Source organism: Janthinobacterium sp. Bl 1 (assembly GCF_058215535.1).
Map to the genome: position 1 here is coordinate 1,067,112 of NZ_CM177086.1, position 15,224 is coordinate 1,082,335.

Consider the following 15,224-nt stretch of genomic DNA (forward strand, 5'->3'; position numbering starts at 1 on the left):
ACGCATCAAATGTTCACACTTATCGGCTGTTAATATAAAGAACAGCATTTGGGGCTGTAGCTCAGCTGGTTAGAGCACCGTGTTGATAACGCGGGGGTCGTTGGTTCGAGTCCAACCAGCCCTACCAGTTTCTGTAGTAAATCTCAGGGGGATTAGCTCAGCTGGGAGAGCACCTGCTTTGCAAGCAGGGGGTCGTCGGTTCGATCCCGTCATCCTCCACCAAAAGTTCAAACGTAAGTTGATCACATCGGTGATTGAATTTAGGTTTGGTCTTTTCGAGACCAAGTGCTGTATGTTCTTTAACAATCTGGAAGAAGTAAAGATTATTTATTGATCGGTTTGCCGTAAAAAGCGAATCGATGGGTAATGATTGTATGTATCAACAAACAAGCAACAACGTTGTACTTTCTTATCCCTGTAGCGCTCTTTGATGACTTCGGTCTTCAGAGGCTAACGTTATAGGGACAAGCGAATAAGTGCACATGGTGGATGCCTTGGCGATTACAGGCGATGAAGGACGTAGTAGCTTGCGATAAGCTGCGGGGAGTGAGCAAACACACTTTGATCCGCAGATTTCCGAATGGGGCAACCCACCCTTTTAGGGTATTGCATACTGAATACATAGGTATGCAAGGCGAACGCGGCGAACTGAAACATCTAAGTAGCTGCAGGAAAAGAAATCAACCGAGATTCCCAAAGTAGCGGCGAGCGAAATGGGAAGAGCCTGTACGTGATAGTCGGACCGATAACAGAATCCTCTGGAAATAGGAGCCATAGTGGGTGATAGCCCCGTATGTGAAATCGGACCGGTGATACTAAGCGTACGACAAGTAGGGCGGGACACGTGACATCCTGTCTGAATATGGGGGGACCATCCTCCAAGGCTAAATACTCGTAATCGACCGATAGTGAACCAGTACCGTGAGGGAAAGGCGAAAAGAACCCCGGAAGGGGAGTGAAATAGATCCTGAAACCGTGTGCATACAAACAGTAGGAGCGGACTTGTTCCGTGACTGCGTACCTTTTGTATAATGGGTCAGCGACTTACATTCAGTGGCAAGGTTAACCGAATAGGGAAGCCGTAGAGAAATCGAGTCCGAATAGGGCGATCAGTCGCTGGGTGTAGACCCGAAACCAAGTGATCTACTCATGGCCAGGATGAAGGTGCGGTAACACGCCCTGGAGGTCCGAACCCACTAATGTTGAAAAATTAGGGGATGAGCTGTGGGTAGGGGTGAAAGGCTAAACAAACTTGGAAATAGCTGGTTCTCTCCGAAAACTATTTAGGTAGTGCCTCAAGTATCACCATCGGGGGTAGAGCACTGTTATGGCTAGGGGGTCATTGCGACTTACCAAACCATTGCAAACTCCGAATACCGATGAGTGCGAGCTTGGGAGACAGACGTCGGGTGCTAACGTCCGGCGTCAAGAGGGAAACAACCCAGACCGCCAGCTAAGGTCCCAAAGATTGGCTAAGTGGAAAACGAAGTGGGAAGGCTAAAACAGTCAGGATGTTGGCTTAGAAGCAGCCATCATTTAAAGAAAGCGTAATAGCTCACTGATCGAGTCGTCCTGCGCGGAAGATGTAACGGGGCTAAGCCAGTCACCGAAGCTGCGGATATCTATAARWGGATATGGTAGGAGAGCGTTCTGTAAGCCTGCGAAGGTGTCTTGTAAAGGATGCTGGAGGTATCAGAAGTGCGAATGCTGACATGAGTAGCGATAATGGGGGTGAAAAGCCTCCACGCCGTAAGCCCAAGGTTTCCTGTTCAACGTTCATCGGAGCAGGGTGAGTCGGCCCCTAAGGCGAGGCAGAGATGCGTAGCTGATGGGAAGCAGGTTAATATTCCTGCACCGTCGTATGATGCGATGGGGGGACGGATCGCGGAAGGTTGTCTGACTGTTGGAATAGTCAGTTTCTGTCTCATAGAAGGCGCTTAGGCAAATCCGGGCGCAGGATTCAAGGGGATGGGACGAGTGAACTTGTTCACGAAGCAATCGGAAGTGGTTCCAAGAAAAGCCTCTAAGCTTCAGTCATACGAGACCGTACCGCAAACCGACACAGGTGGGCGAGATGAGTATTCTAAGGCGCTTGAGAGAACTCGGGAGAAGGAACTCGGCAAATTGGTACCGTAACTTCGGGAAAAGGTACGCCCCGGTAGCTTGATTGGTTTACTCCATGAGGGTGAAAGGGTTGCAATAAACTGGTGGCTGCGACTGTTTAATAAAAACACAGCACTCTGCAAACACGAAAGTGGACGTATAGGGTGTGACGCCTGCCCGGTGCTGGAAGATTAAATGATGGGGTGCAAGCTCTTGATTGAAGTCCCAGTAAACGGCGGCCGTAACTATAACGGTCCTAAGGTAGCGAAATTCCTTGTCGGGTAAGTTCCGACCTGCACGAATGGCGTAACGATGGCCACACTGTCTCCTCCCGAGACTCAGCGAAGTTGAAATGTTTGTGATGATGCAATCTACCCGCGGCTAGACGGAAAGACCCCATGAACCTTTACTGTAGCTTTGCATTGGACTTTGAACCAATCTGTGTAGGATAGGTGGGAGGCTTTGAAGCGGGGACGCTAGTTCTCGTGGAGCCAACCTTGAAATACCACCCTGGTTTGTTTGAGGTTCTAACCTTGGTCCGTTATCCGGATCGGGGACAGTGCATGGTAGGCAGTTTGACTGGGGCGGTCTCCTCCTAAAGTGTAACGGAGGAGTTCGAAGGTACGCTAGATACGGTCGGACATCGTGTTGATAGTGCAATGGCATAAGCGTGCTTAACTGCGAGACTGACAAGTCGAGCAGGTACGAAAGTAGGACATAGTGATCCGGTGGTTCTGTATGGAAGGGCCATCGCTCAACGGATAAAAGGTACTCTGGGGATAACAGGCTGATTCCTCCCAAGAGTTCATATCGACGGGGGAGTTTGGCACCTCGATGTCGGCTCATCACATCCTGGGGCTGTAGCCGGTCCCAAGGGTATGGCTGTTCGCCATTTAAAGTGGTACGTGAGCTGGGTTTAAAACGTCGTGAGACAGTTTGGTCCCTATCTGCCGTGGGCGTTGGAAATTTGAAGGGGGCTGCTCCTAGTACGAGAGGACCGGAGTGGACGAACCTCTGGTGTACCGGTTGTCACGCCAGTGGCATTGCCGGGTAGCTAAGTTCGGAAGAGATAACCGCTGAAAGCATCTAAGCGGGAAACTTGCCTTGAGATGAGATTTCCCAGAGCCTTGAGCTCTTTGAAGGGTCGTTCGAGACCAGGACGTTGATAGGCTGGGTGTGGAAGTGCAGTAATGCATTAAGCTAACCAGTACTAATTGCCCGTACGGCTTGTCCCTATAACCTTAGCAGGTGCAGAGGATAAGACGGTACAACGTTGCGTGTGTGTTGATACKACAGTCATTACCCCAATCTTTGCTTCTTCCAGATTCAGGCTTTGTCGCTCCATTGAGGACAAATGCCAGTACAAGTTATGCCTGATGACCATAGCAAGTTGGTCCCACCCCTTCCCATCCCGAACAGGACCGTGAAACAACTTTGCGCCGATGATAGTGCTGCAACCAGTGTGAAAGTAGGTTATCGTCAGGCTTGTTATTCGAAAAAACCCGATCCAGCAATCCGGTTGGGGTTTTTTTTCGTCTGAGGGTTTATGGGGCGCGGTGTCGGCTTACGCGCGCAGCGCTAAGCCGACCTACGTCCATAGGATGCCGGGTAGGTCGGATTAGCGTAGCGTAATCCGACAACATTGTTGACATTCGCGTGGTGATTGCTGGCTTAGCGCTTGTGCGTCAAGCCGGCCTGGGGTATAATTCGTCTCCTCAGATCAGACGACTTGCTGCCCCGTTGGGAGCAGGTTGTTGAAAAAGTTATGCCTGATGACCATAGCAAGTTGGTCCCACCCCTTCCCATCCCGAACAGGACCGTGAAACAACTTTGCGCCGATGATAGTGCTGCAACCAGTGTGAAAGTAGGTTATCGTCAGGCTTGTTATATAAAAAACCCCGCTAGGTGCGGGGTTTTTTTCGTCTGCAGCGCTCATCGGATCAGATGCCCCAGGTGATGCTTTCATTTTCCGCCTTGGCCGAGCGCAGCATTTCCATCAGCGGATAGGCGCGCTGCGAGAAATGCACTTTTTGCGCGCGCGCATGGGCGCCCGTTTCGCCATCTTCCAATGTTTCCGGCGTATGCACATCGTGTTCGATGTCGTTTTCCGGATGCAACTTGCTTTCCGCGACTTCTTTTTCCAGCAAGGCCAAGGCATCGCCCGCTTCCGCTGGCGTGATGACGCCGCGCGTGGGGTTCTTGTGCAGGATGTCGAGGATACGCTGGGCATGTTCCTGGTACATCAGCACTTCAGGGGAAGATTTGGATTTGAATGAGATCAACATAAGCGCTTTCTGAAACTTGTTGTTAGTGTCGAAACAATATCACGACTTGAAATGTCGCACAGGCCGTCCGTTTGTCCCGGATTGCATATTTGCAAGCCGGATAGAGCCATCTGTTGGACAACGCACGTATTTACAAGAGCCCGCTTATCGTGAAAACACCCGTTTAAGCGATCGTTAAGTCTTAATCCAGCTTCACTGAGTCCATGAAGGTGTCGATGGTGTCACGCGACAGCTTGCTTTCTTCGCCGAGAATGATGATCTGGAAGATGCGTTTATCCTGCGCCACAAAACGGCCGACCAGCAAGACAGGCTTGCCTTGCTGCGTGCCTTTGGCCTCGATGCTGAGCGAACTGCGCTGCTGCGTTCCGGCAGCCGTGCTGCTGGCCGCCGAGGCCGATTTTTCGCTGCGCACGGTGCCGTTGATGTTTTTCAACAGGGCAGTCTGCATGGCGGGCAGGGCCGCTTGCGCCTGTTCTGCGCTGTCGAGCACGGCGCTGCCGATGGCGAAGGTATTGCCATCGACTTCGCTGGCCGTCATGGTCAGGCTGACTTTCTTGCCATCGAGATCGACCTCGCGTGTCAACACGGCAGGCTTGCCCGGGAACAAGGCCGTGAACTGGGCATCGGGGCTGCGATAGTCGCGCCAGTCGAATTTCGGACTGCAGGCGGACAGGACGCTGGCGGCCGCGAGCGTAGCCAGAAAGAGGGCAAGTGATGGTTTTTTCATCAGCAGATGGTAGCAGTGCCGCCAATCACGCGCAATCGCGCACGTGTGGCGGCCACTGGCCGGCTTATATTTCACGCAGCACGCGCCGGTACTGGATCGCTTCGGCGACATGCGCTTGCATGATGCCGGGGCTGGCTTCCAGGTCCGCGATGCTGCGCGCCACGCGCAGTACCCGGTGATAGGTGCGCGCCGACCAGTGCAGGCGCGCCATGGCACCATGCAGCAGCTGTTCGCCATGCGTTTCCAGGCGACAATGCTGTTCGATTTCCGTGCTGCTCAGGCGCTGGTTCGCTTTCCCCTGGCGTGCCAGCTGCAGGGCAAAGGCTGCCGCGACCCGCGTGGCGATGGCTTGCGTGCTTTCGCCTGCGCCTGCGTGCCGCCCCAGCGCCGCCGGCGGCATGGCGGCCACTTCAATCTGCAGGTCGATACGGTCGAGTAGCGGACCGGACAGGCGGCTGTGATAACGGAGCACGGCGTCCGGCGTGCAGCGGCAGCGTCCCGAAGCATGACCCAGATAACCGCAGGGGCAGGGATTCATGGCGGCGATCAGCTGGAAGCGGGCAGGAAACTCGGCCTGGCGGGCCGCACGTGAAATGCTGATCACGCCCGATTCCATGGGCTGGCGCAGCACATCGAGCACCCGGCGCTGGAATTCGGCGATTTCATCGAGAAACAGCACGCCGCAGTGGGCCAGCGAGATTTCTCCCGGGCGCGGCACGTTGCCGCCGCCCACCAGGGCCACGCCGGACGCCGTCTGGTGCGGAGCACGGTAGGGGCGTCGTTTCCAGTGTTCTACCTTGAAGTGGCCGCCCAGCGAATGCACGGCGGCCGATTCCAGCGCCTCTTCGTCGCTCATGGGCGGCAGCACGCCGGGGAAGCGGCTGGCCAGCATGGTCTTGCCCGCGCCCGGTGGCCCCACCATCAGGACGTTATGGCCGCCCGCCGCCGCCACCTCGAGCGCCCGCCGCGCCTGCTGCTGCCCCTGTACGTCGGCAAAGTCCGGATACGCAAAATCGGGTACGGCCAGCATGGGCTGATGGCGTTGCAGGGTGGTCCGGCTGGCGTGCGCGGCAAAATGCGCGCAGACCTCGAGCAGGCTGTGGGCGGGATAGATGCAGGCATCGCTGACGAGAGCCGCTTCGTCCGCGTTCGCCTGCGGCAGGATGAAGGCGCGCGGTGCGCCCGACCGGCTGCGCTGCATGGCAAAGGTCATGGCCAGGGCGCCGCGGATGGGGCGCAACTGGCCCGACAGCGATAGTTCGCCAGCAAATTCGTAGTGGTGTAATTGGTCGCTCGGCAACTGGCCGGAGGCGGCCAGGATACCCAGTGCGATGGGCAGGTCGAATCGCCCCGATTCTTTGGGCAGGTCGGCCGGCGCCAGATTGGCCGTGATGCGCCGCGCCGGCATCTCAAAGCCGCAGTTTTGCAGCGCGGCACGGACGCGGTCGCGCGATTCCTTCACTTCCGTATCCGGCAGGCCGACAATCGTAAACGAAGGCAAGCCATTGGCAAGGTGGACTTCGACACTTACCTCGGGCGCTTCCATACCGGCCAGGGCGCGGCTTTTCAGGACGGCCAGACTCATCAGACTCCCCTGTGGCGCGGGCGCGGGCAGGATCAGTCTAGCGCGTGGAAGGCCGTCGGGCTTGAGCTATGCCAGCAAGGCCGTCAATATCAGCGCCTGGCTGGCGGTCCCTTACGCCTTGCTATCGTTCAGGCGCGTTTCCAGCTCGATCAGGCGTAGTTCCAGCGCGTCCAGTTTGGCGCGGGTCTTGGCCAGTACTTGCGCCTGGATATCGAATTCCTCGCGCGTGACCAGATCGAGGCGGGCGAAGCCCTGGGTCATCATCGATTTCACGTTTTTCTCGATATCCTTGGCTGGCGAGTTTTCGATGGCTTGATGGATCTTGCCTTGCAAGTCGTTAAAGAAGGTATTCATGTCCATGGTCAGTCCTTTTATGGTGCGGCCTGTGCATCGCACCATTGCGGTGCACAGCGGCGTTAATCTGGTGCGAAACTGGGCAAATTCACAATGCTTCAGCAGCCCGTACCCGCATGCCCAGAGGCTTGGAGGGTATGTATGGCCGGAAACGCACCTGTCAAGGTGGCAATGGAGCTGGCACGTATTCTGCTAAAGAAGGTATGAACGCTTTGTGATCTCCAGCCAAGATTTTAAACCTCAACCGCTTTAAAAGTTCAATAAAAGGGAATCGCCATGAAGAATCTGTCCAAGAACATGACTTTAGCTGCAGCGTTGACGCTGGCCATGACCGCCTTGTGCGGTAGCGCCATGGCCCAGGATGCAGTGGCGGCGCCTGCTGCAGCCGAGGCCGTACCTGATAACGTGGTGAGCTACAACGTGGCGCTGACCAGCGACTACCGCTACCGCGGCATCTCGCAAAGCCGCTTGAAACCCGCCATCAGCGGCGGTGCCGACTATACCCACAATCCGACGGGTTTGTACGTCGGTACCTGGCTGTCGAGCATCAAATGGATCAAGGACGGCGGCGGCGATACCGACCTGGAATGGGATGTGTACGGCGGCAAGCGTGGCGAGATCAGCAAGGATTTTACCTATGACGTGGGCGGCCTGTACTATTTCTATCCCTCGAATGGGCTGAGCACCAATGCCAACACCTTCGAACTGTACGGCCAGCTCGGCTATGGCCCGGTGTATATCAAATACTCGCATTCGACCACGAATCTGTTCGGTGTTGCCGACAGCAAGAACAGCGGCTACCTCGATGTGGGCGCCAACGTCGAGGTGCATGATGGTTATATGCTGAACCTGCATATCGGACGTCAGAAGGTCGAGCACAATGATTCCCTCAGCTATAACGATGTCAAGATCGGCGTGACCAAGGACTTCGGCATGGCGACCGTTTCCCTCGCTGCAGTGAAGGCCAACATCACGTCGCTGGCACCGAATGGCAAGAATCTGGCGAAATCCGGTCTCGTGCTGACCGTATCCAAAACCTTTTAAGCGAGACTGCCATGAAAATGATTACCGCAATCATTAAACCGTTCAAATTGGACGAAGTACGTGAAGCCTTGTCGGCTATCAATGTGCAAGGCATTACCGTTACCGAAGTCAAAGGTTTCGGCCGCCAGAAAGGTCACACGGAACTCTACCGTGGCGCCGAGTATGTCGTCGATTTCTTGCCAAAAACCAAGATTGAAGCGGCCGTCGATGACGCCATTGTCGACCAGGCCATCGAAGCGATCGAAGGTGCCGCGCGTACCGGTAAAATCGGCGATGGCAAGATTTTCGTCTACAACCTGGAACAAGTCATCCGCATCCGTACCGGTGAAACCGGTAACGAAGCGCTCTAAGGGGAATATTGATGCGTAAAAATATAACAAAATTGCTAGCTGGGTTTGCCTGTCTGTGTGCGTTTGGCGTCGCCGCGCCGAGCTTTGCCGATGCTCCCGCCAAGACGGAGGCGGCCACGACCACGGCCGTCGCCGCCCCCGCCGTCACGCCGGTGGCTGACGCAGCAGCACCGGCCGCCGCTCCGGCCCCGGCCGCTGCAGCGCCAGCTGCCGCGCCCGTCGCCAACAAGGGCGATACCAGCTTCATGATGATCAGCACCTTGCTGGTGATCTTGATGACCATTCCCGGCCTGGCCCTGTTCTACGGCGGCCTGGTGCGTTCGAAGAACATGCTGTCGGTGCTGATGCAAGTGTTCATGGTGTTCGCGCTGGTCATCGTGCTGTGGTGCATCTACGGCTATTCGATCGCCTTCACGGAAAAAACCGCCTTCTTCGGTGGCTTCGACCGCCTGTTCCTGAACGGTATCTGGGATCCGGCCAAGGGCACGTTTGCCGCCGCCGCCACCTTCAGCAAGGGTGTCGTCATTCCCGAGTTCGTCTTTGTCGCGTTCCAGGGCACGTTTGCCGCCATCACCTGCGCACTGATCGTCGGCGCCTTTGCCGAGCGCGCCAAGTTTTCCGCCGTGCTGGCCTTTGTCGTGCTGTGGTTCACGTTCGCCTACCTGCCAGCGGCCCACATGGTGTGGTTCTGGACCGGTCCTGACCTGATCACCAACGCCGCCACCTCGGCCAGCGAAGCCCTGAAGGCTGGCTGGATCTGGCAAAAAGGCGCGCTGGACTTCGCCGGCGGCACCGTGGTGCACATCAACGCCGCCGTTGCCGGCCTGGTCGGTGCCATCATGATCGGCAAGCGCGTCGGCTACGGCCGCGAATCGATGGCGCCGCACTCGCTGACGATGACCATGATCGGTGCGTCGCTGCTGTGGGTGGGCTGGTTCGGTTTCAATGCCGGTTCCTCGCTGGAAGCGGGCGACGTGGCGGCCCTGGCCTTCGTCAATACGCTGTTGGCCACTGCCGCCGCTACCCTGTCGTGGGTATTTGGCGAGTGGATCAGCAAAGGCAAGCCATCGATGCTCGGTGGCGCATCGGGTGCCGTTGCCGGCCTGGTGGCGATCACCCCGGCGGCCGGCTTTGTCGGTCCGATGGGCGGCCTGGTCATCGGCTTGCTGGCCGGTGTCGTCTGCCTGTGGGGCGTGAATGGCCTGAAACGCCTGATCGGCGCCGACGATTCGCTCGACGTGTTCGGCGTGCATGGCGTGGGCGGCATTCTCGGTGCCTTGCTGACGGGTGTGTTTGCTGCACCACAATTGGGCGGCCAGGGCATCTTCGACTATGTCACCAACAAGATGTCGGCTGACCCGTACTCGATCGGCCACCAGGTGTGGGTGCAGGCGCAAGCGGTCGGCACCACCATCCTCTGGTCTGCCATCATTTCCGTCATCGCCTATAAACTGGTCGACATCGTCATCGGCCTGCGCGTACCGGAAGAAGAAGAGCGCGAAGGTCTCGATATCACCAGCCATGGCGAGCAAGCGTATCATGGTTAAATAGTCATTATCTGGCATGCCAGCGCCCCGGCGCGGCATGTCCGGTGGAAAAGGCGCCTCATTGAGGTGCCTTTTTTTCGTTGTGGGAATGTAAAAGGTCTTTAAAACAAGGCTTTTGCCCCGATTTGGGGTACTTACACGGTAATATAGTCGGCAGTTCTGTGTGCTTTTTTGAATACTGCACATAATTTAAGGATGTAACTATGGTTCCCCATCTCGTCACGGCCCTGACCGGACCGCTGCTCGACCTCGAAAAAAAGATTCTGGCCGCGACGCCGGCCATTGAGCGCTGGTTTCGCATGGAGTGGCAAGAGCACACGCCGCCCTTTTATTGCTCGGTAGACTTGCGCAACGCCGGCTACAAGCTGGCGCCCGTCGATACCAATCTGTTCCCTGGCGGTTTTCACAATCTGGCCACGGAAATGCTGCCCCTGTCCGTGCAAGCGGCCATGGCCGCCATCGACAAGTATTGCCCGGACGCCCGCAACCTGCTGATCGTGCCGGAATTGCACAACACCACGCCGCAATACCTGCAAAACGTGGCGCGATTGATGCAGATATTCCGCCAGACGGGGCTGCACGTGCGCTTTGGCTCGTGGTCGCCCGAGATTACCCAGCCGACACCGCTGGCGTTGCCAGATGGCAACATGCTCGTCATCGAACCGCTCGTGCGCCTGAACAATGGCCGCCGCCTGGGCTTGAAGGATTTCGACCCGTGCACGATTCTGCTGAATAACGACTTGTCAGACGGTATCCCCGATATCTTGCAAAATATTCATGAGCAAAGCCTGTTGCCACCCTTGCACGCGGGCTGGGCCTTGCGCCGCAAGAGCAACCACTACACGGCCTACGATGAAGTGGTGAAAAAATTCGGCAAGATGATCGATGTCGACCCGTGGATGCTCAACCCCTTCCACGCCAAGTGCAGCGATGTGAATTTCCAGGAAGGCGAGGGCGAAGATGCGCTGGCCGCCAGCGTCGACGTGCTGCTGGCCAAGATCCGCAAGAAATACAAGGAATACGGCATCAAGGAAAAGCCGTTCGTCATCGTCAAGCCCGATGCGGGCACGTATGGCACGGGCATCATGACGGTGCGTGACGCGAACGAAGTGCGCGACCTGTCGCGCAAGCAGCGCGAAAAAATGTCCATCGTCAAGGATGGCCAGCTGGTGACCGACGTCATCATCCAGGAAGGCGTGCCGACCTTTGAAAGCATCAAGGATGCCGTGGCCGAGCCCGTCGTCTACATGATCGACCGCTACGTGGTGGGCGGCTTCTACCGCGTGCATGCTGAAAAAGGCGTGGACCAGAACCTGAACGCGCCCGGCTCGCAGTACGTGCCGCTGGCGTTTGCCCAGCAGCATGCCGTGCCGGATTTGAAGGCCAAGCCGGGCACGGCCGCGCCGAACCGCTTCTATGTGTATGGCGTGGTGGCGCGCCTGGCCTTGCTGGCCGCGTCGCTGGAAATGGAGCGCACGGACCCGAATCCCGAGGTGTATTGATCCGTCAACGAGACTTGCCGGGCCCGGCGACTACCGCGCCTGGCGATCTCGGCTAGAATCAAGCATTCCTTATCCAGGCTCCCCGATTGGACGCACCATGAAAATTGCATTCCTTGCCGACCCGCTGGCAGGCTTCAAGACTTACAAAGATTCCACTTTCGCCATGATGCGCGAGGCGGCCAAACGCGGCCATGCCGTGTATGCCTTCGAACAGAAGGACATGGCGCTGGAAGAGGGCATCGTCACGGCACGGGTCAAGCACATCGAGCTGACCGGCGACGAACATGACTGGTACAAGGTTGTCTCCACCGAAGAAGTGCGCCTGTCGGCGCTGGACGCCATCATCGAGCGCAAGGACCCGCCGTTCGACATGGAATACGTGTACGGCACGTATCTGCTGGAACTGGCGGAAAAGCAGGGCGCTTGCGTCTTCAACAAGCCGTCCGCCATCCGCGACAACAATGAAAAGCTGGCCATTGCCCAGTTTTCCGAATTCACGTCGCCGACCCTGGTGACGTCGGACGAAGCGCGCCTGCGCGCCTTCCACGCCAAGCACCAGGACGTCATCTTCAAGCCGCTCGACGGCATGGGCGGCACGGGCATCTTCCGCGTCAAGGCCGATGGCCTGAACCTGGGCGCCATCATCGAGACGCTGACGGACAACGGCGCGCAGACCATCATGGCGCAGCGTTTCATCGCCGACATCGTCAAGGGCGACAAGCGCATCCTCGTCATCGGCGGCAAGCCGGTGCCGTTCTCGCTGGCGCGCATCCCGCAGGCGGGCGAGGTACGGGGCAACCTGGCCGCCGGCGGTACGGGCGTGGCGCAGCCATTGACGGCGCGCGACCTGGAAATCGCAGAAAAGCTGGGCCCGATCCTGGCCGCGCGTGGCCTGATGCTGGTAGGATTGGACGTGATCGGCGACTATCTGACGGAAGTCAATGTCACCAGCCCGACCTGCTTCCAGGAAATCATGCAGCAAACGGGTTTTGACGTGGCGGCCATGTTTGTCGACGCCGTCGAGCATGGCGTTGCGCAAGCGCAGCAGCGCTAGAAGGTGAAATGACTATGGTAGGGATTTTGCTCATGACACATGCACCGCTGGGACAGGCGTTCATCGCCGCCTGCGCGCATGTGTTCCGGGGGCCAACGGAACGGTTTGAAGCCATCGACGTCGTCGCCGACCAGGACCTGGCGGAAGTGCAGAAGCTGGCGTCGGAGGCCATCTGCCGCCTCGACGACGGTTCCGGCGTACTGGTGATTACCGACGTGAAGGGCGGCACGCCGTCGAACTGCTGCAACAAGCTGGCCGATGCGGGCAGGGTGGAAGTCATCGCCGGCATCAGCCTGCCGATGCTGCTGCGCGCCATCACGTATCGCCGCGACACGCTCGACGTGGTGGTGGAGATGGCGTTGGCCGGTGCGCAAAGCGGCGCCGTGCGCGTCGATAACCGTATTCGCGTGGGCGAGTAAAGAGTGACATGGCCGCCGCCCTGAAGGCGGCGGGTTTTATAGCAGGGCTGGCAACAATGCAGTGCATTCAGGGATAGAGACCATACAAAAATGATTCAAAAAGAACTCGAAATCATCAACAAGCTGGGACTGCACGCACGCGCCTCCGCCAAATTTACCCAGCTCGCCGCCAAGTTCAAGAGCGACGTCTGGCTGACCCGCAACGCGCGCCGCATCAACGCCAAGTCCATCATGGGCGTGATGATGCTGGCCGCCGGCAAGGGCGCGAAAGTGACTCTGGAAGCAGAGGGCGATGATGAGCAGGCATGTGTCGATGCGTTGACCGCCCTGATTAATGACAGGTTTGGCGAAGGCGAGTAATGCCCGCCGAACGCAGCCGCAGCCGCATTCCGACAGGTCAACCCATGGCATCTTTCACGCTCCACGGCATCCCGGTTTCCCGCGGCATCGCCATCGGCCGCGCGCATCTGCTGGCGCCGGCCGCCCTTGACGTCAAACATTACCTGGTCGCCCAGGAGCAGATCGAAGCCGAAGTGCAGCGCCTGCAAAGCGCCATCGCCACCGTCCACAAGGAACTGCAAACCCTGTGGAACGAGCTGCCCAAGGATGCGCCCACGGAGCTGGGCGCCTTCATCGACGTGCATGCGCTCATCTTGTCCGATCCGATGATTTCCGAAGCTCCGCTCGACATCATCCGCAAGCGCCACTACAACGCCGAATGGGCGCTGCTGACGCAGATCGATGAATTGTCGGCGCAGTTCGACGAAATCGAAGACCCCTACCTGCGCGAACGCAAGGCCGACATCCAGCAGGTGGCCGAACGCGTCTTGAAAGTCTTGCTGGGCACGGAGCAGCTGCTGCCGAAGGCCGCGGCCGAAGATGAATTGATGGCGCAGATGATTGTCGTCGCCCACGACATCTCGCCGGCCGACATGCTGCAATTCCGCGACCGCTCCTTCATCGGCTTCATCACCGACGTGGGCGGGCAGAACTCGCACACGGCCATCGTCGCGCGCAGCCTTGATATTCCCGCCGCCGTCGGCATGTCGCAGGCATCGATGCTGATCGACCAGGATGACTGGCTGATCATCGACGGCGACGCTGGCGTCGTCATCGCCAACCCCAGCGCGCTGGTGCTGGAACAGTACCGCGAGCGCCAGGTGGCCATGCAGCGCGCGCGCAAGAAGCTGGGCAAGCTGAAAAAGACGCCGGCCGTGACCAAATGCGGCACGCCCGTCACCCTGCTGGCGAATATCGAATTGCCCGAGGATTGCCCGTTTGCGCTGGAGTCGGGCGCCAGCGGCGTGGGCCTGTTCCGTTCCGAATTCCTGTTCATGGGCCGCGCCCACAAGATTCCCACCGAGGACGAGCAGTTCGAGGCTTACCGCAACACGGTGCAGTCGATGAAGGGCCGCGTGGTCACCATCCGCACGCTCGACATCGGCGCCGACAAGCCGCTCGACCAGTCCGACCATACGGCCCTGAATCCCGCGCTGGGCTTGCGCGCCATCCGCTATTGCCTGGCCGAGCCGCAATTGTTCCTGACGCAGCTGCGCGCCATCCTGCGCGCCTCCGCCTTCGGCAAGGTGCGCATCCTGATTCCGATGCTCGCGCATGCGTTCGAGATCGACCAGTCGCTGGCCATGATCGCCCAAGCGAAGGCCAGCCTGCGCGAGGAGGGCGTCAAGTTCGACGACGAAGTCGAAGTGGGGGCCATGATCGAGATTCCCGCCGCCGCGCTGGCGCTGCCCATGTTCGTCAAGCGCATGGACTTCCTGTCGATCGGCACGAATGATCTGATCCAGTACACCTTGGCCATCGACCGTGTCGACTACGAAGTGGCGCATTTGTACAATCCGCTGCACCCGGCCGTGCTGCAACTGATCTCCATGACGATCGCGGCCGGCCACAAGGCGGGCATCGACGTGGCCGTCTGCGGCGAAATGGCGGGCGACGTGAAGCTCACGCGCCTGTTGCTGGGCATGGGCTTGCGCGAGTTTTCCATGCATCCGGCCCAGTTGTTGGCGGTCAAGCAAGAGATCCTCAACAGCGACCTGGGCCTGATTGCGCCACAAATGCGCAAAATTATGCGTTCCATGGAACCAAATGTGATCGCGGAAGCCGTCCAGCAGCTGCAGCTCATGTAAACTGTCACCTATCGGCATCAGGACACCTCGCGCGTGGCAAGAGGCGTCTTGATGCGAAAGTTGCAGCACCTATCATCGCGGTGCTGCATCGACCATGGCCCGTGGGG

General features: G+C 58.2%; 12 protein-coding genes, 2 tRNA genes and 3 rRNA genes. 13 read left to right on the forward strand and 4 right to left on the reverse strand.

What is annotated here, in order from left to right:
- The first annotated feature begins 50 nt into the window (after nucleotides 1–50).
- The 5 genes from AC4BCN_RS04820 (at nucleotide 51) to rrf (AC4BCN_RS04840) (ending at nucleotide 3,984) form a co-directional block, all read left to right on the forward strand.
- Nucleotides 51–127, forward strand: a tRNA-Ile gene (locus tag AC4BCN_RS04820).
- 19 nt (nucleotides 128–146) lie between these two features.
- Nucleotides 147–222 (forward strand) — tRNA-Ala (locus AC4BCN_RS04825).
- A 240-nt stretch (nucleotides 223–462) separates the two neighbouring features.
- Nucleotides 463–3,338, forward strand: a 23S ribosomal RNA gene (locus AC4BCN_RS04830).
- A 137-nt stretch (nucleotides 3,339–3,475) separates the two neighbouring features.
- Nucleotides 3,476–3,588, forward strand: a 5S ribosomal RNA gene (gene rrf / locus AC4BCN_RS04835).
- Nucleotides 3,589–3,871: 283 nt separating this feature from the next.
- Nucleotides 3,872–3,984, forward strand: a 5S ribosomal RNA gene (rrf, locus tag AC4BCN_RS04840).
- A gap of 59 nt (nucleotides 3,985–4,043) precedes the next feature.
- Here the strand turns inward: rrf (AC4BCN_RS04840) and AC4BCN_RS04845 are convergent.
- From AC4BCN_RS04845 to AC4BCN_RS04860, 4 genes are all read right to left on the reverse strand, one after another.
- Nucleotides 4,044–4,388: a DUF1840 domain-containing protein gene (locus tag AC4BCN_RS04845; RefSeq protein WP_092716690.1), complete on the reverse strand. Its 345-nt coding sequence runs from the start codon at nucleotides 4,386–4,388 to the stop codon at nucleotides 4,044–4,046.
- 181 nt (nucleotides 4,389–4,569) lie between these two features.
- Nucleotides 4,570–5,115, reverse strand: coding sequence for a hypothetical protein (locus AC4BCN_RS04850; protein WP_128141403.1), 546 nt, complete (start codon nucleotides 5,113–5,115; stop codon nucleotides 4,570–4,572).
- Nucleotides 5,116–5,179: 64 nt separating this feature from the next.
- The gene (locus AC4BCN_RS04855; RefSeq protein ID WP_490492700.1) at nucleotides 5,180–6,700 is read right to left on the reverse strand and encodes a YifB family Mg chelatase-like AAA ATPase; all 1,521 of its coding nucleotides are present in this window, start codon (nucleotides 6,698–6,700) and stop codon (nucleotides 5,180–5,182) included.
- Nucleotides 6,701–6,811: 111 nt separating this feature from the next.
- Complete coding sequence (locus AC4BCN_RS04860; protein WP_128141223.1) at nucleotides 6,812–7,060, reverse strand: accessory factor UbiK family protein; 249 nt, start codon at nucleotides 7,058–7,060, stop codon at nucleotides 6,812–6,814.
- A gap of 270 nt (nucleotides 7,061–7,330) precedes the next feature.
- Here AC4BCN_RS04860 and AC4BCN_RS04865 point away from each other — a divergent pair, with 270 nt between their 5' ends.
- The 8 genes from AC4BCN_RS04865 (at nucleotide 7,331) to ptsP (ending at nucleotide 15,117) form a co-directional block, all read left to right on the forward strand.
- Nucleotides 7,331–8,098: a TorF family putative porin gene (locus AC4BCN_RS04865; RefSeq protein WP_490492701.1), complete on the forward strand. Its 768-nt coding sequence runs from the start codon at nucleotides 7,331–7,333 to the stop codon at nucleotides 8,096–8,098.
- Between the two features lie 11 nt (nucleotides 8,099–8,109).
- On the forward strand, nucleotides 8,110–8,448 hold the full coding sequence (locus AC4BCN_RS04870; protein ID WP_010393464.1) for a P-II family nitrogen regulator: 339 nt from the start codon (nucleotides 8,110–8,112) through the stop codon (nucleotides 8,446–8,448).
- Between the two features lie 11 nt (nucleotides 8,449–8,459).
- Nucleotides 8,460–9,995 (forward strand): ammonium transporter, encoded by a 1,536-nt coding sequence (locus AC4BCN_RS04875; protein WP_490492702.1) that lies wholly within the window; start codon nucleotides 8,460–8,462, stop codon nucleotides 9,993–9,995.
- Between the two features lie 203 nt (nucleotides 9,996–10,198).
- Nucleotides 10,199–11,497, forward strand: coding sequence for a glutamate--cysteine ligase (gene gshA / locus AC4BCN_RS04880; RefSeq protein WP_139091782.1), 1,299 nt, complete (start codon nucleotides 10,199–10,201; stop codon nucleotides 11,495–11,497).
- 97 nt (nucleotides 11,498–11,594) lie between these two features.
- Entirely contained in the window at nucleotides 11,595–12,551 is a 957-nt protein-coding gene (gshB, locus tag AC4BCN_RS04885) for a glutathione synthase (RefSeq protein ID WP_456148442.1), read from the forward strand.
- Nucleotides 12,552–12,565: 14 nt separating this feature from the next.
- Nucleotides 12,566–12,970 (forward strand): PTS sugar transporter subunit IIA, encoded by a 405-nt coding sequence (locus tag AC4BCN_RS04890; protein ID WP_029496035.1) that lies wholly within the window; start codon nucleotides 12,566–12,568, stop codon nucleotides 12,968–12,970.
- 90 nt (nucleotides 12,971–13,060) lie between these two features.
- Nucleotides 13,061–13,330, forward strand: a complete 270-nt coding sequence (locus tag AC4BCN_RS04895; protein ID WP_010393142.1) for an HPr family phosphocarrier protein — start codon at nucleotides 13,061–13,063, stop codon at nucleotides 13,328–13,330.
- A 44-nt stretch (nucleotides 13,331–13,374) separates the two neighbouring features.
- Nucleotides 13,375–15,117: a phosphoenolpyruvate--protein phosphotransferase gene (ptsP, locus tag AC4BCN_RS04900; protein ID WP_128141228.1), complete on the forward strand. Its 1,743-nt coding sequence runs from the start codon at nucleotides 13,375–13,377 to the stop codon at nucleotides 15,115–15,117.
- Nucleotides 15,118–15,224 lie beyond the last annotated feature (107 nt).

Coding starts and splice junctions, on each gene's coding strand:
- AC4BCN_RS04845 (WP_092716690.1), bottom strand. CDS start 4,388: ATGTTGATCTCATTCAAATCCAAATCTTCCCCTGAAGTGCTGATGTAC.
- AC4BCN_RS04850 (WP_128141403.1), bottom strand. CDS start 5,115: ATGAAAAAACCATCACTTGCCCTCTTTCTGGCTACGCTCGCGGCCGCC.
- AC4BCN_RS04855 (WP_490492700.1), bottom strand. CDS start 6,700: ATGAGTCTGGCCGTCCTGAAAAGCCGCGCCCTGGCCGGTATGGAAGCG.
- AC4BCN_RS04860 (WP_128141223.1), bottom strand. CDS start 7,060: ATGGACATGAATACCTTCTTTAACGACTTGCAAGGCAAGATCCATCAA.
- AC4BCN_RS04865 (WP_490492701.1), top strand. CDS start 7,331: ATGAAGAATCTGTCCAAGAACATGACTTTAGCTGCAGCGTTGACGCTG.
- AC4BCN_RS04870 (WP_010393464.1), top strand. CDS start 8,110: ATGAAAATGATTACCGCAATCATTAAACCGTTCAAATTGGACGAAGTA.
- AC4BCN_RS04875 (WP_490492702.1), top strand. CDS start 8,460: ATGCGTAAAAATATAACAAAATTGCTAGCTGGGTTTGCCTGTCTGTGT.
- gshA (WP_139091782.1), top strand. CDS start 10,199: ATGGTTCCCCATCTCGTCACGGCCCTGACCGGACCGCTGCTCGACCTC.
- gshB (WP_456148442.1), top strand. CDS start 11,595: ATGAAAATTGCATTCCTTGCCGACCCGCTGGCAGGCTTCAAGACTTAC.
- AC4BCN_RS04890 (WP_029496035.1), top strand. CDS start 12,566: ATGGTAGGGATTTTGCTCATGACACATGCACCGCTGGGACAGGCGTTC.
- AC4BCN_RS04895 (WP_010393142.1), top strand. CDS start 13,061: ATGATTCAAAAAGAACTCGAAATCATCAACAAGCTGGGACTGCACGCA.
- ptsP (WP_128141228.1), top strand. CDS start 13,375: ATGGCATCTTTCACGCTCCACGGCATCCCGGTTTCCCGCGGCATCGCC.